Here is a 17632-nt window from a genome sequence, read left to right as displayed (position 1 = left end):
ACTACCTCAGAAAATATTAATCAGGGTTTTAAACAATTGATCGGCAGTGCTGATCACCCGAGCGTTCGCGTCGTACAACTGCTGATAATACATCAGGTTGGCTGCTTCTTCGTCCAGGTTTACGCCACTTACGCTATCGCGTGCGGCTACAGCATCGTTGTTCAGCACCTTTGCTGTTTTTATACTGCTTTGTACTTGCTTACTTTGAATAGCCAGGTCGCCGATCAAGGTATCGTAGCCGGCCGTACCGCCATTTAACGATGCCACCAGGTTGGCAATATTGCCGTTGTCGCCGCGGCCACCGGCCGGGTTACCAAAACCGTCGTCACCGATAAAGGCCAGGTCGTCGGTTTGTAAATCAGGGTTAACACTAATGGTGCCAAGCACATCGGCCGGGTTATATTGAAACAGCGGCTCGCCCGGCAGACCGTTTAAGTCAAACCCCTGAGATAACGCCGTGTTTACTGAATCAGCAATATTGGTGACAATTTGTTCCAGCTTCAGCTTAGCCGGCTGCAACACATTCACGTCGACATTCAGTAAGCCGCCAATACGGCCGCCGACAAACTCATTTAACGGGAAATTCTGGCCGTTAAAATCTACGTTTACCGCAGTGCCGGTAACCGATACTGCAGCCGCTTTCGAGCCTACCACCAAGGGGGCACCGTTTTTGCTGCTGATATTAATATTGCCGTCACCCGGGTCAACGATGTCGACGCCCATATAGGCTGACAGTTCGGTTACCAGCACTTCGCGTGCATCGGATAACTCAGACGTGGGTTGGCCCAGCGCCTGCGCCTTGCTGATTTTGCTGTTCAGTTCAGCAATTTGTTCAAACAATGAACTGCTGTTGCCGGCAAGGTTACTCAGCTCTTTACCCAGCTTATCTTGCTGATCGGATAAAGCGCCGTTGATTTGCGATAAGTCCTGCACCAGTGCCTGCGCCGATGACAACACCTGCTGACGATAAGCATTAGAGTCCGGGGCAGACATAGCAGCATTAAAAGCCGCGCTGATATCGGCCACGGCGTCATTCAGGTTCAGCGATTCAGTGCCGAGAATTTGTTCCAGATAACCAAGGTAGCTTTGAAAACCTTCGTAGTAACCGAGATCTGCGCCGGTACGCCAAATATCATCGTTTAAAAAGTCATTAACGATGCGATCCACTTTAGTAACTTTAACGCCGTTTAAACTGCCGCCGGCAGTTTCCAGGTACACCGTTTGCCGGCTGTAACCCTTTACTGCAGCATTAGCCACGTTCTGGCCTACTACATTCAGCGCACTGTTGGCGGCATTAAGCCCCGACACACCGTTTAAAAGCATACTCATAAGCTGGATTTCCCACCGTTTTCAACCGGCCACAATGGTTGGTTAAAGGCGCTGTTAATGTATTCCGGCACCGCTGGGGTCAGCGCCTCCTTCTCGGGTAAAGCGACGGCGTCGGCCAGCTGCTTAAATTTATTTTCGCTTTGCGCCAGGCCATCACCTAACTGCCGCACTATGGCTTCCGCCAGGCCCAGTTGCTGATTGGCCGCCAACGACTGCGCCAGCTGAGCATCATGCATATCGCGAAAGGTACCCGCCTCTTTGCTGCTGAACATGCCGTTGTCACCGGCCATCGCTTCAGTACCGGCATGCATATTCTTTAATACCAGTTGCAGAAATATCGCTTCAAACTGTTCAGCGGCTTTACTTAACCGCTCTGCCGGGGCCTGATTTGTCGCAATATTGCTTGCTGCACGTGGATCTATGGCCAGCCCTGTGCCAGATAAAGCCTGGTTGGTTGAAAAGTGGCCGGATAAAGAGGTAATAGTCATTCAGATCACCAGTAAATCAGCATCCAGTGCGCCGGCGTTATCCAGCGCGATCAGGATTGACATCAGTTCTGCCGGGGTTGCCCCCAACGCATTAATGGCCTGCACTATGGCATCCAGCGAGCTGCCTTCCGGCCACAACATCATATTGGCCGTGCGCTCCTGCACATCAACACCGCTGTTTTGCAGCGGCGTAGTGGTGCCGTTAGAAAACGGTAACGGCTGGCTTACGCCCTGCTGTTCGGTAATGGTAATGGTTAAGCTGCCGTGGCTTACTGCAGCACGCTTTACCCGCACTATGTCGTTCATTACTACAGTGCCGGTGCGGCTGTTAAACACCACCCGTGGCCGCTGGCTGCCTTCTGTAACCTCGATATCCTGTAATAACGACATAAAAGTAATGCGGCTGTTGGCATCTTGCGGTGCACTCAGCACCAGCTTGCCCTTGTGCTCGGCGCGGGCCACATCGGGACCAAACACCGCATTTACCGCAGTAACCACATTGCGCGCGGTTTGATAATTCGGTTGTTTTAAGTTCAGTACCACTTCGTGTGGCTGATGAAACTGCGGTACGGCGCGCTCCACAATAGCACCGGACGGAATAATACCGGCGGTTGGTACGTTAACGGTAACAGAAGAGCCATTCTGGCCGCTGGCATTTAAACCGCCCACCACCAGGTTGCCCTGGGCCAGCGCATACACTTTACCGTCTACCCCGCGCAGCGGTGTCAGCATTAAGCTGCCGCCATGCAGGCTTTTGGCATCGCCCAGCGACATTATGGTCACATCCAGCGCCTGGCCCGGGCTGGCATTAGCCGGCAAGGTGGCAGTAACAGCAACCGCCGCCACGTTTTTTGACTTGGGCAGGCTGTTTTCATCCAACTGCACGCCAAACTGTTTCAGCATATTGTTCAATGACTGGGCGGCAAACTTAACTTGTGCCTTATCGCCGGACCCCGGCAACCCCACCACCAGGCCATAACCCACCAGTTGGTTGTCGCGCACGCCCTGAATATCGACTAAATCCAGTAATGGCCGGGCTTGTAACATTAACGGCCATAACAACACCAGCGCGCTTATTAAAGCTTTCATAACACCTCAGCTGCGTTAAAACGGGTTCAGGAAGCGGTTAAACAACCGCGTAAACCAACCGGGTTGGCTGGCATTGGCTAAATCGCCTTTGCCGGAGTAACTGATCCGCGCATCGGCAATACGTTGTGACGACACGCGGTTGGTTACATCGATATCTTCCGGCCGCACCAGGCCCTGCAGGCGGATATATTCGTCGCCCTGGTTTAACTTAATCCACTTTTCGCCACGAATAGCCAAAGCACCATTGGCCAGCACATCGGTTACCCGCACAGTAATAGAGCCGCGTAAAAAGTTTTGTTGGCTGGCGGCGCTTTCGCCGTCAAATTGCGAGCGGGAGTTCAGCTCCATCGCAAGTTCAGCCACATTTAAATTGCCTACCAGCGGTACGCCGACATTAATACCGGTGTTTTTATCGATGCTGCTGTCGGCACTTTTACTCGACTGGGTGCGCTCGTTCAGCTCAACGGTAAGAATATCGCCCACCCGGTAAGCGCGCTTATCTTCGTACAAGGTGAACATATAGCGGTCGCTGTACAGGCTGCCTTGCTGCTGTGAGGGCAAAGGCTCGTCGGCGCTGCGCTCTGCCACCACCTGCTCCCAGTCTGCCTGGTGTACCGGCTCCGACGGGCTGGCGCAGCCGCTCAGCAATACGACACTCAACAAAATACACAACAGTAAGTACAGACTTTTCATTGGCTTACAGGCTCTGATTAATAAAGCGCAGCATTTCATCGGCTGCCGACACCACTTTGGCGTTCATTTCATAGGCGCGCTGCACCGCTATCATGCTGACCATTTCATCCACCACGCTAACGTTAGAGCCTTCAATGGTGTTTTGCTGCAAGGCCCCCAGCGCATCTTCCCCCGGCACACCTTCTATCGCTTCACCGGACGCAGCCGTGGCGCGGAACAAGTTACCGCCCAGCGCTTCCAAGCCAGCCGGGTTAACAAAGTTAGCGGTAAGGATTTGGCCTAATTCAACCGGATCAGCCTGGCCGGCTACCGTGGCGGTAACGGTGCCATCACGGCCAATGGTTACGCTCATGGCGTTTTCCGGCACAGCGATATTTTGCAGCAGCGGCAGGCCGTTGGCGTTAACCATTAACGACTCGGCATTCAGTTGGAACTGGCCGTTACGGCTATAGAGTATTTCACCGTCCGGGTTTTCAATCTGGAAAAAGCCCTGGCCGGTAATGGCCACATCCAGCGCATTGCCGCTGGTTTCATAATTGCCTTCGGTAAAAATTTTCTGCGTACCGTTAACCCGCACCCCGGTACCTACCTGTATACCCGACGGCACCTGGTTCAGCTCATCGGCCTGGGCGCCCGGCTGGCGCTGCACCTGATAGAATAAATCTTCAAATACCACACGGTCTTTCTTAAAGCCGGCGGTGCTGACGTTGGCCAGGTTGTTGGAGATGGTGGTCATGCGCATATCTTGCGCGGCTAAACCGGTTTTGCTAACCCATAAGGCTGAATTCATTGTGCTGCTCCTGTTAGCTGTTGCCGCTGATCAATTTGTTGCCGGCAGTTGCCAGCTCGTCGGCGGTTTTCATCATGCGGATATTCATTTCAAACTGACGGCTAATCGTCATGGTGCTGACCATCTCTTCCACCGCATTAACGTTAGAACCTTCCAGCGCCCCGGTACGCAGCGTAATATTCAGATCGGCGGCCAATTGTTCCTGCTGCTGTGGCCGTAACAAACCATCGAGGCCTTTGGTTAACGTATCATCGCCCACGCTAACCAGTTTTAACCGGCCTTCCTGCGCTATAACGCCACCGCCCACCGGCAGCAGGTTAATAGTGCCGTCGGCACCAATGTCGATATCACCAAACTCCGGCAGCACTATGTCGCCCTGCTCGCCCTGCACCGCGTAGCCATTCAGCATTAAGCGGCCATCGGCATCAACATGCAGGTTACCGGCACGGGTGTAGGCCTCGTTGCCGTCGGCGTCGGCCACGGCTAAAAAGCCGCCTTCGCTGAGTACTATGTCGAGGTCGCGGCCGGTTTGCTGCACCGGGCCTTCACTCAGGCTGGTAAAGACCGGCATTAACTGCGCCTGATAACGGGTGCGGAAACCGTCGCCGGTTATCATCATCGCCTGCGCTTGTTCAATATCGGCTTTAAAGCCCGGCGTATTAACGTTGGCCAGGTTGTTGGCACTAACCCGCAGCGCGGTTTGGTTTAACTCGGCGCCGGATACTGCGGTATAAATTAAGCGTTCCATAATGCTTTACCTTAGGTAGCGCTAAACAGAATTTGCATCATTTCATCAGCACTGCTGATGGTTTTAGCATTGGCCTGGTAGTTTTGCTGAAACGCCATTAAATCAACCAACTGCTCGCTGATATCAACGTTAGAGCCAACATAGGCACCGGATAACAGTGAGCCAAAGCTGCCGGCATCCGGCGTACCGTAAAGGGCGGCACCAGACTCATTGCTGGCATACCACACGGTTTTATTGCCGGTTTCCAGGCCATTCACGTTGGCAAAGTTAGCCAACACTACCTGGCCCTGCAATTTGGTTTCACCATTGGTAAAGGTGGCAAACACTTCGCCGGTTTCCGCTACAGCCACCCCGGCAAACTCACCGGCAGTAAAGCCGTCAGCATCATTTTTATAAATATTAAAACCGCTGCCAAACTGGGTGCTGTTAGTCAGGTTAATATCGAAGTTCATCACCGCTGCACCGGTAGCCGGGTTGTGCGTCAATGGCACTGCAGTAGCAGAAGTCAGCAGACCGTTAGCATCAAAGGTCATGGCAGACGGCGTACCCAAATCAACGCCATCAACAAAGTAATGCGCCTGCCAGGCATTAGGCCCGGTATGGACAAAATATTGGGTTAAGGTATGGCTGTTACCTAAAGAGTCGAAGATTTCACTCGATTGAGAGTAGTTATAACTGCTGCCAACAGCCGGGTCGAATGGATTAACCAGCGGATCTATCACATCGCTGGCTGAGCTTAAATTCAGCGAAAACTCCACTTCGGTTGAGGCTTCAGCCGGAATATTGGCTGCTTCAATTTTCAGGTCGGTTAAAATACCCGGCACCAGGTTGCCGTCGGCATCTATGCCGTAACCCTGCAGGTTATTACCGCTGGCGTTAATAATGTTCTGGTTTTTATCCAAACCAAACTGGCCGGCTTGGGTATAGGCAGTACGGCCGTTTTCTGATACGACAAAAAAGCCTTTGCCGGTAATGGCTAAATCCAATGCCGAACCGGTGTTGACCACACCGCCTTCACGGGTAAAGTTCTCTTTAATGTCGCTAACGTCGACACCACCACGCTGGCCGCCGTTATACACCGAGGCAAACTCTGCACTGCCGCTTTTAAAACCGGCGGTAGAGGAGTTAGCAATGTTATGGCTGGTTACTTCCAGTGCTTTTTGCGTGGTTTTTAACCCACTTAAACCGATATTAAACATAGACATAAGACTGATTCCTTAACTGTTGCCGCCAAAGGCCAGCTGATTGGTATCTAACAGAGCGTGGTTACCCAGGCCGTTGACTTGCAAAATAATGTCGTCTTTATTGCTACCCACTGACACCCGCTCTACTTCACCGCTAAGCAAGGTGGTTAACGGTTGTGGCTTGCCGTTTATATTGGCGTCGGCCTGCACGTAGTAACCGCCGGCATCCTGTTGCTCAAAGGCAAAGCGTAAGGTGCCGATGCCGGTAAACGGCAGCTCTTGCTGCTGCATCAGTTGGCCCTGGGCGTTGTACAGCCGCACGGTTACGCTTTGCGCTTCCACGCCCAGGTTAACCGCGCCTTTCACTTCTGCCGCTTGTTCCAGCAAGATAGTGTCTGCAGCCACATCTACCTGTTGGCCAATTAATGCGGTGGCTTGCAGCGCTTGTTGGCTGGCTTGCAGTTCAAGGTTTTTGCCGGAATCAATTTTCAGACTTTGCAGGCTCTCCACGTTGGCAAACTCGGCCAACTGGCTGACATACTGGGTGCCGTCCATCGGATCCAGCGGGTTTTGGTGGCTTATTTGCGCCACCAATAAGTCTAAAAACATGGTCGATAAACCTTCAGCGCCGGTGGCACCATTTTTGGCTACCGCGTTGTCGTTGGTTGTATTAGTACCGGCACCCAGGCCGCTGATTGCACTCACGCTCTCACTCCTTTACTGGCCAAGCCGCAGCACACTTTGCTGCATACTGGATACCCGGCCCATAACTTCTACCGACGTTTGGTAACTGCGTGAGGCTGACATCATGTCAGCCATCTCTTCGAGTACATTAACGTTGGAATAAAAAACATAACCATCTTGATTAGCCAGCGGATTATTTGGCTCAAAGCGCTGTTCAACCGGCTTGTTGGACGACGTAACGCCCAGCATCTGTACTTCGGCCGATAAACTTTGTTGCTCAGTGGTTTGCTTGTATAAAGCAGCAAACACCGGCTTTAATGCGCGATAGGCGGTGGCTTCGGTTGGCGCAGCAGTGTTGGCATTGGCCAGATTCGACGCTATGGTGTCCAGCCGCATTACTTGTGCCCGCATCGCGCTGCCGCTGACGTCGTAAATACTGTTAAATGACATCCTTACTCTCCTTTAATGGCTTTATGTAAGCCACTTACTTTCATATTCATAAAGGTCAGGCTGGTTTGAAAATCCATGCTGTTGGCGGCAAAATTGGCTTGCTCTATATTCAGTTCGGCTGTGTTGCCGTCTGCCGACGGTTGATACGGTGTGCGGTACATTAACTGATGGCCGCTTTCGGCCGCTGCATAGGGCCGCGCCTTGCCTTGCTCAACACCATAGGCCACATCCTGCATCACCTGCTTGTAGTCGATGTCACGGGCCTTAAAGCCCGGCGTATCGACATTGGCCAGATTGCCTGCAATAATTTCTGCTCTGTCCAGCCGTAGCTGCAACGAAAAAGGGTGTACACCGAGCGCTTTATCAAACATATTCCGGATGACCTCATAACACAGGTTGTCATTAGCTGCGGTTGCTATTACAAGCTCTGTGCCACAATTAAAAAGCGATATTTATTAATGATTTGCCATATAAACAGTCTGTTTTTCCGCCATAAAGCGGAAGCAACACTTCCGCAGCGGAAGCGCGGCACTTTCCCGGCCTTGCTGCTGCTTCCGCTGTTAGCCTGGTTAAGCACAGCGCCGCTTGCCGCCACCGGCATTGAGCAGCAATTGCAGCAGCATATTGAGCAGGAATTAGCGCAGTACCTGCTGCAGTTGGGGCTGCGCGCGCAGCAGCAAGATATTCAGCTAACGCTGCCAGGTGGCCTGGCCGATAATCACTGCGATAATTTGCAAATATCCAGACGGCAACAGCAGGAGCCGCCTTTGGGCCGGGTAAGTTACACCCTGAGTTGCGACAGCCCGCAGCGCTGGCAAAGCCGCGCCACCGCCAAAGTCGCCTTGTGGCTGGAGCTGGTGGTAGCCAGCCGCACGCTGGAGCGTGATGAAGTGCTGAACGACACTATGCTGACAACACAAAGCGTGGATATTGCCAGCCTGCGCCATGGCCTGGAGTTTGACAGCAGCGCGCTGTTTGGTATGACGGTAAAACGCCGTATTGATGCCGGCAGCCCGGTAAGCCGGCATTTGCTGCAGGCGGCCTGGCTGGTGCAAAAAGGCGCACAGGTAACACTGCAATTTCGCGGCGACGGCTTTGCTGTCAGCACCAAAGGGTTGGCGCTGAGCAATGGCCAACTGGGTGAAAAAATCAGTGTGCAAAACCTCAGCTCCGGCAAAGTGATTGATGCCATCGTCATAGCGGAAGATTTAGTTGAAACCGGACACAAATAAATTTAAGTCAGCGGGCATTACTGCCGCTTTAGATCAATAAGAGTAAGTTAGCGGAACTACAGCCATGCAAATTGAGCCCAAAAACACCCTGCAGGTAAACCCGGTTAACCGGCTGCAGAACGAGCAACAACCCACTGCGCAAACCACACCCACCGTGGTTAGCGCTAACAGCGATACGCCGGTAAGCCAGGTTAGTGCTTTTAGCCATGCCATGGCAGAGAGCTATCAGGCGTTGTCAGAGCACGACAGTGTCGATATGGCAAAAGTGCAGCAGTTAAAACTGGCCATTGCTAACGGCGAGCTGAAACTGGATGACGACGCCATTGTCAGTGCCATGCTGGAAATGCATAAACGATGAGCGCGCAGCTGCTGAAGCAATTTATCAGCAGCCTGCAACAGGACGTGCAGCGGCTGGATCAGCTGAGTCAGTTACTTGATCAGCAATACGAGCTGATGAGCCGGCGCAGCGCTGAGGCATTGCAGCAGTTGAATCAACAAACGCTGCAACTGATGGCGGCGCTGGAGCTAAACCATGCTGAACGTGACCAACTGTTGCAGCAGTTTGGTCTGCAGCATAACCGCGACGGCATGCACAGCTTAGTTAAACGGCTGCCGGCCAGTGTGCAACACGGTACACGGCAGTTGTTGCAAGAGCTGACACTAAAAGCACGGCTATGCCATGCCCAAAATGAAAAAAGCGGTAAACTGCTGGCATCACAGCGCCAGTTAATGCAAAAACTTACCGGGATGCACAGCCGTACCAGCTACCCCGCCATGCCGCTGTAAGCGCAGCGCCCGGTTAATTACAGGAAGCTCAAAGCCATGTTCTCTGCCAAAACAGACGGCGTAAAAGCCAGTCCGAAAAATGCTACGCTGATTTCTCAGGGTTGTGAGCTCGAAGGCGAGCTGATCCTCGATTGTCATATGCAAATTGATGGCCAGCTGTTGGGGCAAATCCGCTGCAGCCATTCTGTTACCGTAAGCCAACCCGGCCAGGTAAAGGGCAAAATTTACGCCGACCATATTATTATTAAAGGCCGCGCTGAAGGTGAGTTTTATGCCGACCGTGTCGAGATCCTGCAATCCGGTCTGGTCAGCGGTACCATTTACAGCGATAATCTCAGCATTGAGCAAGGCGGCCGCTTTATCGGCGAAATTCATGCTGCCGACAGCCAAAAAGAACTGCGGCTAAAGGATAAGGCTGCCGCTGTTGGCAACAACCGTGATGTAAAGGCGTTAAATGTCGCCACTGCAACAGGCGCTGCCGGCTAAACCCTTCCCGCTATTGAGGTTCAGGTGCATCTTTTTGTTTTATTGCCGCTATTGCTGCTGATTTTATTGCAATGGATGCTGCCTGAACTGATGCTCACGTTCAGCGCTGCCTTTCCGCTGTTAATCTACGCCATGTTATGCCTTACCGGCCTGCTCGCCAGCCTGATGCGGCAATGGAACTGGCTGTATACCCTCAGCTTATTAACCAGCCATTATTGGGTGGTACAAAGCGCACTGCAACAACCGCTGAGCAACGCCGACACCGCTGCTGTTGCCGTGGTACTGCCGCTGGCGTTTACGGCGGTAATGCTGTTACTGCAGCTGCAAAATAAACCCCAACTGCCTACTGCACGCGGCGTGATGTTACTGCTGCTTACCCTGCTGGCACCGGTTGCCATACTGCTGCTGCCACTGGCCGGCTTTTTGGCCAACTCCGGCTTACCGGCGGCATTTTTACAACCGGTAAGCACAAGCCTGTTATTCAGTTGGGGCCAGTTATGGTGGATAGCGGTGGTTGCAGCCTGCTGGCTTGGCCTGCTGAACTTTTACTCAGCCGGCAGCCAGCGCTGGGGCCAGTTTGCCGCCTGGCTGGCCATCATGCTGTTTTACCTGACGATACAACAACCACATATGTCCGGCTGGATGACGCTGGCCGCCTGCTTTGCTTTGTTGTTCAGCTTAGCCAGCCAAATGCTGCAACTGGCTTATATAGACGAGCTGACCCAACTGCCGCAGCGCCGCGCTTTGCTAAGCCATTTAAGCCGGCTGGGCCGCCGCAGTGCCGTGGTAATGCTGGATGTGGATCACTTTAAAAAGTTTAACGACACCTGGGGCCATGATGTCGGCGACCAGGTGTTAAAGCTGTTAGGCGCAGTGCTGGGCAGCGAGCGCGGCGTAAAAGCCTACCGTTACGGCGGCGAAGAGTTTACCCTGGTGTTCAGCCACAACAACAAAGACACCCTCGCAGACAAACTGGAGCAGGTACGCGCGGCAGTAGCTGATTATCCGCTGGTGATCCGCCAGCAAACCCGGCCAAAAGACAGCCGTGAAGGCAAACAACAGCGCGGTAAAGACGCCGGCAGCAAAACCGTGCACATTACCATTAGCCTCGGCTGTGCCATCCGCCAAAGCGGCGAAAGCACCACCGCCTTACTTAAACGCGCCGACGAAGCGCTGTACAGCGCGAAAAAAGCCGGCCGCAATCAGGTGGCGTTTGCACGTTAAGCCATTAATTTAGTAAAAAATGGTAGTGTCGGCCTCTGGCCGGGCTGACACAGAATATTGAACACCCTCACAGAGCACCCTACTTAGACTTGGAAAAATACCTCAACACACTCTTTTACCCAGATACTCTCGGACTTATCGCTTCCATGTCATAAAGCCCTCTGCAGTCTTGAAATAATGTGTATGAATATTTTGTAGAGTTAATACTCACCTCCAATTTCTCTCGGATACTTTTATAATGTGCATAACTAACAGCATCTCCTTTTAATTTATCCATCGACTCCTTCAGTAGTAAACAGATGGCATTAACGTGTGCGCCACCCAGATCTGAATAACCAATGTTCGCCGCATCAACACTTTCCAGGTAAAACTGAATTTTTGCCTTCCGCTGCTCTGGAAAGGCCCCTTTCTGGTAGTTAAACACTATAATTTCATTCATCAAGCTCATAGGATCGGATCTTACGTCACCACACCCAGCTGCGACCAGAATCAAAGCATATATGATCTGCTTCATATTTCTATTTTCCATATATTTCCTTTACAAAACTTCTGTTGATGACCGATGTGCTACGACTAGTGGATATTGCAATCGCTTCAGGCGTATATCGCAACATATCAGAATTTGAATAGATAAATTGACCATTAGAGACAGACTTACTCAAAAATTGAGACGCACCTAAAGCCTTAAATATTTGGTCTTGAGCCGCACCTTGAATTGCACCTGGGATGGCACCTTCAGCTTGAGCCTGTATCTGCTCAGCCCAAAATAAAGTGGCTTTTTCAACCGCAAATGTTTCAAATCCTATAAGAGCGTCAGCCTCCATTAAATAACCAATCTCTCCATCTGCCCATAGTGTTGCGTCTACTCCACTGGCATATGCTTGAAACAGTTCATATTCATATGGGTTTTTGCTCTCAAAATCACGAAGAAATTCATGAGAATAATCCCTTTCTATTCGATCCCAAAGTGACATTTTCCGAAGCGACTGCTCACCATTAAATGCCTGCGAGAACGCACCTGTAATCGCCCCGTTGGCAAACTTGCCACCACTGAGCTTCGACGCCGTACCACCCACAACTGCAGCGGCAACAATACGGTGCGCTGAATGTGATGCAGCGCCACCACCTATATTATTAATACCGCGCTTGAATCCCGCACTAAAGCCAGCGGCAAGGAAACCATGACCAAACTTACCACCTTGCAGTGAGCTCATAAAGCCGCCAACTACCGCATTGCCCATCACATTACCAAAAGTACCGGCGGCCCAGGTTTCCCCAACAGCGCCAAATGCCGCAGCGCTAAAGGCACCAATAACAGCTCCTTTGATAATACTGCCACCATTTACTGCCGCACTGGCCGCTCCAGAAGCAGCTCCTATCATGGCATAACCCAATTGCCCACATTGAGGGCCACATATATATGTACCCACAATAGCCACTATGACACCGATAAACGGCTTTATCTCTTTCCACAACTTACTAAAGAAATACCCACTGGGGTCGGTGTAACTGAGCGGGTTATTCAGCACATAACTATAGCGGTTATGGCTTTGGCTGTTGGAGGGCGCCTGCACAAAGGGGTCGGCTTGTAAGAATCTTCCTATGTGGGCATCGTAAATCCGTCCGCCCATATGAATCACATTGGCATGGTCTACCTGCAAATGGCCGGTAAAGCCGCGATGGGTTAGATTAAGTATCGCCGCCAGGGTTAACGCTACCGGCTGGTTGCTTTGGGTGAATACCTGCCGCCGTTTACCAAAGGCATCAAAGCTTAGTTTTTGCTCAAGTAAGCCTGCGGCATTAGTGATAACATCGACACTGCCCAAATGGTCACTATATACATAGCGCGTTGTAGCCCGGCTGCCGCTTAGCTCTACTATGGCATTGCCGATATTGCGCCGTATTGTCGTGCTACTGCCTTCCCGTATCAGCTCGACACCACCATGCTGGAAGATGGTTTTGGTGCTGCCCTGCTCGGTGACATGGCGTTTAACAATGTTACGGCTGCCATCATAGGTAAAGAAGCTATCGCCCGGGCTGCTGTTAGTCGTTGCATCTGTACCCATGCTGCGAATACGCGACGGCTTGCCAATAGCGTCATAGTCTATCTGCCGCACTAAAGTACCGTTATTGTACTGCTGCGTTTGCTGGCCACTCACGTCATAGCAGTAAGTGGTATTGCCAATTTGGCTTACCGCTCTGGGGCCACTGTTACGGCCGCACTGGCCGGGCTTAGTACCATATTGGTAGGTGGCACCGCTGTGTACGTCTGACTTGGTTTTAATACTACCGTTGGCAAAATAGCTTAAGCTTTGCGTTACCGCGCCATTGTTTTTAATCTGCTTTAACCGGTTTAAGCTGTCGTACTCAAAGCTCTCGTTAAAGGCTACCGCACTGCCCCCCGTTAACGCCGGCAGTTTATGGGTGTGGTCACTGCGCGAACGCAGGTTGCCTATACCGTCAAACTCGTAATCCCAGGTCTGTAAACCGCCTTGGGTGGTTATCGCTTTGAGCATACCGGTTGTGTCGTCATGCTCTCGCCAGGTAATGCGGTTATTACCCGCTTTACTCTCAGTAACATTACCAAAGGCATCCATAGCAATAATGTTCTGGAACCAATAGGGTCAGTGTCATTGATTTAACTGAACCAATAGGGTCAGTGTCATTGATTTTGTCGAAACGCTGCCGATTTTCTATCTCCGCCTCTGCCTGCTGGCTCTGGCCGCCGCCCGGTTTTAGCGGCAATCTGCGCTTTAAAGTGCTCATCACCCAATACCCAAGCTTTATTGGTAGCATGCCGTATGGCAGCAATATCATGCTCGGGCATCAAACCAGTAAAAAGCGCCAGGTAAGCACTTTGCCGCTCTGCCACTGTTGTGCCGAGGCGAGTATACAACGGGTGAGGCGTTAATAACTGTATCGATTTACCCATCGTATTGCCCTGATAGCTTGACCAAGGGTATTCAGCCGCATGCTCAACCATTCCGGCCCGAACCGGGTTTAATTCAATATAGCGATATACCGTTAGCAGGTAATTATCGGCATCAACCACGGTCGACTTAAAGCGCCCTTCCCATAAAGTGCCACTGCGGCCATAGGTGTAATTAAAATACTGCACATATTTACGGCCCTGCGCCTGCATCATCCGGCTAACGCCTTGCGCATCTTGGGGAGTTACTAATAAGTGTACATGATTGGTCATCAGCACAAACGCATGTATGGCGACCTGATATTTAGCAGCGGCGTCTTTGAGAAACGACAGATAAGCTTTGTAATCGGCATCTGCGTAAAAGCAGGCTTCACGGTTATTGCCGCGCTGAATAACATGCTGTGCGCAACCCGGCAAATAAAGACGGGGCAAACGGGCCATCAGGTTTCCTCCTTGAATAACCTGATAGAAACTAGCCCGTTAATCGCGGAAAATCAATGTCACTGACCCTATTGATTTCGAAAATCAATGTCACTGACCCTATTGATTTCCTGACCCTATTGATTTCTATTGATTTCGGAAAATCAATGTCACTGACCCTATTGATTCTGACCCTATTGATTTCAGGTGCTCTCAATTATTGATTACAAGTGTCTAAAAAAGACTCCCTTGTAGCCTTCCAATCTTCGCTAATACATAGTCTATGAATGATTCGATTATATACGTCTTCATACCCTTCCTTATTTTTTAGTAAGGCAACCAAACGCTTAGCATATACAACTGAATCCCCATAATCCTTAGTTATGTAACTGAGTTCTAAGATGCTATAAAGGACATTGGCATGCTGACTGAAGGTCATCGAGTTTTCATCCTCGAGTAAAGTCTGTAGAACATTCTCGGCTAAAGGATAATTTTTGTCACCAACAGCAATCCTGGCCTTCATGATCATATCGTCGACATCTCCACCATCTCCAATCACAGAAGAAAGCGCTAATACAAAAAATAATTTAGCTAACATCCCTTTACTCCGCTCAGATTCTTGCAAACATAACTATTAAATTGTGTTTCTTTAAAGTGCGCAGCTCTTATAACTGTCCCAACACTGCCAAAATGGTCGCTATATACATAACGGGTAGTCGCCCGGCTGCCGCTTAGCTCGACTATCGCATTGCCGATATTACGCCGTACTGTCGTGCTGCCTTCTTGCCGTATCAGCTCAACACCGCCATGCTGGAAGATGGTTTTGGTGCTGCCCTGAAGTTATTAGTTCCTGCAATGCTTGATATACATATCTACTTTACGAGAAAGCTCGCTATCAGTAGGTGGATAATATTCTGTGACCAACTCCCATAATCTGACAGTTTCTGGTTTTGATTTTGGGATAGCAAAGCCCTCGAGCAACCATCCAACGGGAGCTATTTCTGTTTTATGAGGTTTAAATGGATCAACACCTCTTGAAAGAAGATATTTAATCGCATCTACTAAGTTGTGATTATCAGGCTCCGCCAGCCTGAAAGCGGTCGCCAAAATATAAGTGCCGTATTTTGATATAAAATCATCATCGACCAAATGCTGGTATTGGTCAAAACTCCATAAAAAATCATTATATCCAATACCGTATTGAGTATGAAATTCATAAATATCAGCATGCCGCACTTGAACACACGCCTCCATTTCCGCATCAGTTAAATGATTTTCATCACATACAATTAACTGCTCTTTCTCCAAAAACTGTTTATTGTCCAATTGACTACAATAATATTCAGCGCACCCCTGAACGATTATCAATGTCAGAATCAAACTTAAATATCGCATTTAATCCCCTCCCATTACTGGCACAACATCAACATAACCGACACGAGATACCGTAAAACGATAATTAGGCTTAGGGACTGATGGTGAAGCAAACCCGAATACCTCGCTAATTAATTTCCACCCTTTGGGAGCAGGAGCAAAGTTCGACCCTATATCCCAACCGTTTTTAGCAGCTTCAACAAATGTTTGGCTAACATTTCCCATTAAATACTGGCGTTGAATATTTGCTAAATCTCTCATCATCGTATCTGTTGTCAAACTCATATTACTGTCTGCAACTTTTGCTAATTCAGGGTATTTTTCTCGTGCAGCGTCCCAATCCTCAGATTTTTGCCAGTTTTTAAGCTCGTCATGCCGTTTTCCGGCATCATCAGAAATAGTCATACCAAATCTTTTTAAATTTTTGTTCATAGCATCATCATTCAACAACCTTGAGAATGCTCCCGTAATCGCGCCGTTAGCAAACTTACCACCAGAAACTGTTGATGCGGTGCCACCTATTGCCGCCGCCACTACAGCATTCTTGGCTCTATCTCCCAACTCAGTCGCGCCATCAACAAACAATTTATTACCTGCTGTTTGACTGGCAAACTGCGTAAAACCCGCGGCAGCAAAACCATGCCCGAATTTACCACCATTCAACACGCTACCTATACCACCCGCCATGCCGTGTGCTGCCACTTTTAACGCCCCGGCATTCATTTGATGAAGCCCTCCGAACATGGCGCCTGTAAATGCCCCGGTTAACGCGCCTTTAAGCGTACCGGTACTAATAGCTCCCGCGACAAAGCCTGTTATAGCACCTGTTGTTACCGTGCTTAAGCCTAGGCCCCATACCGTGTTTAACAGATACGGCGCATAAACTGCCACCACCACAGCCGCTACCACCCGCCAGTACTTCTTAAGGGTCTTAAAGAAGTAACCGGATGGGTCAATCATTGAGAGCGGATTATTCAACACATAACTATAGCGGTTATGGCTTTGGCTGTTGGAGGGCGCCTGCACAAAGGGGTCAGCTTGTAAGAACCGGCCTATATGAGCATCGTATATCCTGCCACCCATATGGATGACATTGGCATGGTCTACCTGCAAATGGCCGGTAAAGCCCCTATGGGTTAGATTAAGTATCGCCGCCAGGGTTAACGCTACCGGCTGGTTGCCTTGGGTAAATACTTGCCGCCGTTTACCAAAGGCATCAAAGCTTAGCTTTTGCTCAGGTAAGCCTGCGGCATTGGTTATTACATCCACACTGCCCAAATGGTCGCTATATACATAACGCGTTGTCGCCCGACTGCCGCTCAGCTCTACTATGGCATTGCCGATATTGCGCCGTATTGTCGTGCTGCTGCCTTGCCGTATCAGCTCAACACCGCCATGCTGGAAGATGGTTTTGGTACTGCCCTCTTCGGTTACATGGCGCTTAACAATATTACGGCTGCCGTCGTAGGTGAAGAAGCTGTCACCCGGGCTGCTGTTAGTCGTTGCATCGGTACCGATGCTGCGGATACGTGATGGCTTGCCTATGGCATCGTAGTCTATCTGCCGTACCAGGGTGCCGTTATTGTACTGCTGCGTTTGCTGGCCGCTTACGTCATAGCAGTAAGTGGTAGTGCCAATCTGGCTTACTGCACGCGGCCCGCTGTTACGGCTGCACTGGCCGGGCTTAGTACCATATTGGTAGGTGGCACCGCTGTGTACGTCTGAC

General features: G+C 50.6%; 21 protein-coding genes. 5 read left to right on the top strand and 16 right to left on the bottom strand.

The genetic code is table 11. The features are described from left to right. Positions 1–6: 6 nt before the first annotated feature. Genes flgK through flgB form a run of 10 tightly spaced genes read right to left on the bottom strand, consistent with a single transcriptional unit; the run spans position 7 to position 7826 of the window. Positions 7–1329, bottom strand: a complete 1323-nt coding sequence (flgK, locus tag ACTZWV_RS17865) for a flagellar hook-associated protein FlgK (RefSeq protein ID WP_444787846.1) — start codon at positions 1327–1329, stop codon at positions 7–9. Then, positions 1326–1817 (bottom strand): rod-binding protein, encoded by a 492-nt coding sequence (locus tag ACTZWV_RS17860; protein ID WP_444787845.1) that lies wholly within the window; start codon positions 1815–1817, stop codon positions 1326–1328. Before ACTZWV_RS17860 ends, flgK begins: the two co-directional genes overlap by 4 nt. Further along, entirely contained in the window at positions 1818–2906 is a 1089-nt protein-coding gene (locus tag ACTZWV_RS17855) for a flagellar basal body P-ring protein FlgI (protein ID WP_444787844.1), read from the bottom strand. Positions 2907–2921: 15 nt separating this feature from the next. After that, on the bottom strand, positions 2922–3599 hold the full coding sequence (gene flgH / locus ACTZWV_RS17850) for a flagellar basal body L-ring protein FlgH (protein ID WP_444787843.1): 678 nt from the start codon (positions 3597–3599) through the stop codon (positions 2922–2924). Positions 3600–3603: 4 nt separating this feature from the next. Further along, on the bottom strand, positions 3604–4389 hold the full coding sequence (gene flgG / locus ACTZWV_RS17845; protein WP_444787842.1) for a flagellar basal-body rod protein FlgG: 786 nt from the start codon (positions 4387–4389) through the stop codon (positions 3604–3606). 13 nt (positions 4390–4402) lie between these two features. Beyond that, complete coding sequence (locus tag ACTZWV_RS17840) at positions 4403–5137, bottom strand: flagellar basal body rod protein FlgF (protein WP_444787841.1); 735 nt, start codon at positions 5135–5137, stop codon at positions 4403–4405. An 11-nt stretch (positions 5138–5148) separates the two neighbouring features. After that, the gene (gene flgE / locus ACTZWV_RS17835; protein WP_444787840.1) at positions 5149–6342 is read right to left on the bottom strand and encodes a flagellar hook protein FlgE; all 1194 of its coding nucleotides are present in this window, start codon (positions 6340–6342) and stop codon (positions 5149–5151) included. Between the two features lie 12 nt (positions 6343–6354). Then, a complete protein-coding gene (locus ACTZWV_RS17830) occupies positions 6355–7026 on the bottom strand; it encodes a flagellar hook assembly protein FlgD (protein ID WP_444787839.1) in 672 nt (223 codons plus the stop codon). A 12-nt stretch (positions 7027–7038) separates the two neighbouring features. Beyond that, positions 7039–7455, bottom strand: coding sequence for a flagellar basal body rod protein FlgC (gene flgC, locus ACTZWV_RS17825; RefSeq protein ID WP_444787838.1), 417 nt, complete (start codon positions 7453–7455; stop codon positions 7039–7041). Between the two features lie 2 nt (positions 7456–7457). Continuing rightward, on the bottom strand, positions 7458–7826 hold the full coding sequence (flgB, locus tag ACTZWV_RS17820) for a flagellar basal body rod protein FlgB (protein WP_444787837.1): 369 nt from the start codon (positions 7824–7826) through the stop codon (positions 7458–7460). A 171-nt stretch (positions 7827–7997) separates the two neighbouring features. On the opposite strand from flgB, the gene flgA reads away from it, so the two are divergent. The 5 genes from flgA to ACTZWV_RS17795 all read left to right on the top strand — a co-directional run bounded on the left by flgA (position 7998) and on the right by ACTZWV_RS17795 (position 11183). Then, on the top strand, positions 7998–8687 hold the full coding sequence (gene flgA, locus ACTZWV_RS17815; protein WP_444787836.1) for a flagellar basal body P-ring formation chaperone FlgA: 690 nt from the start codon (positions 7998–8000) through the stop codon (positions 8685–8687). Positions 8688–8751: 64 nt separating this feature from the next. Then, positions 8752–9045: a flagellar biosynthesis anti-sigma factor FlgM gene (gene flgM, locus ACTZWV_RS17810; RefSeq protein WP_444787835.1), complete on the top strand. Its 294-nt coding sequence runs from the start codon at positions 8752–8754 to the stop codon at positions 9043–9045. Then, a complete protein-coding gene (gene flgN / locus ACTZWV_RS17805; protein ID WP_444787834.1) occupies positions 9042–9473 on the top strand; it encodes a flagellar export chaperone FlgN in 432 nt (143 codons plus the stop codon). Before flgM ends, flgN begins: the two co-directional genes overlap by 4 nt. Before the next feature lie 36 nt (positions 9474–9509). Continuing rightward, complete coding sequence (locus ACTZWV_RS17800) at positions 9510–9959, top strand: bactofilin family protein (protein ID WP_444787833.1); 450 nt, start codon at positions 9510–9512, stop codon at positions 9957–9959. A gap of 24 nt (positions 9960–9983) precedes the next feature. Continuing rightward, positions 9984–11183, top strand: coding sequence for a diguanylate cyclase (locus tag ACTZWV_RS17795; RefSeq protein WP_444787832.1), 1200 nt, complete (start codon positions 9984–9986; stop codon positions 11181–11183). A 115-nt stretch (positions 11184–11298) separates the two neighbouring features. Here ACTZWV_RS17795 and ACTZWV_RS17790 read toward each other — a convergent pair whose 3' ends face one another. The 6 genes from ACTZWV_RS17790 to ACTZWV_RS17765 form a co-directional block, all read right to left on the bottom strand. Beyond that, positions 11299–11712: a hypothetical protein gene (locus ACTZWV_RS17790; RefSeq protein ID WP_444787831.1), complete on the bottom strand. Its 414-nt coding sequence runs from the start codon at positions 11710–11712 to the stop codon at positions 11299–11301. Continuing rightward, the gene (locus tag ACTZWV_RS17785) at positions 11702–13780 is read right to left on the bottom strand and encodes an RHS repeat domain-containing protein (protein ID WP_444787830.1); all 2079 of its coding nucleotides are present in this window, start codon (positions 13778–13780) and stop codon (positions 11702–11704) included. Before ACTZWV_RS17785 ends, ACTZWV_RS17790 begins: the two co-directional genes overlap by 11 nt. Positions 13781–13845: 65 nt before the next feature. Continuing rightward, positions 13846–14553, bottom strand: a complete 708-nt coding sequence (locus ACTZWV_RS17780; RefSeq protein WP_444787829.1) for a transposase — start codon at positions 14551–14553, stop codon at positions 13846–13848. Between the two features lie 196 nt (positions 14554–14749). Beyond that, complete coding sequence (locus ACTZWV_RS17775) at positions 14750–15130, bottom strand: hypothetical protein (protein ID WP_444787828.1); 381 nt, start codon at positions 15128–15130, stop codon at positions 14750–14752. A gap of 245 nt (positions 15131–15375) precedes the next feature. Continuing rightward, positions 15376–15927: a hypothetical protein gene (locus ACTZWV_RS17770; RefSeq protein ID WP_444787827.1), complete on the bottom strand. Its 552-nt coding sequence runs from the start codon at positions 15925–15927 to the stop codon at positions 15376–15378. Then, positions 15928–17632: RHS repeat domain-containing protein (locus ACTZWV_RS17765; protein WP_444787826.1), on the bottom strand; the 1705-nt coding region annotated here is incomplete at its 5' end. It lies immediately after the preceding gene.

Source organism: Rheinheimera sp. NSM (genome assembly GCF_052380015.1).
Lineage (GTDB): Bacteria > Pseudomonadota > Gammaproteobacteria > Enterobacterales > Alteromonadaceae > Alishewanella.
This window is presented reverse-complemented; position numbering and strand designations above follow the sequence as displayed.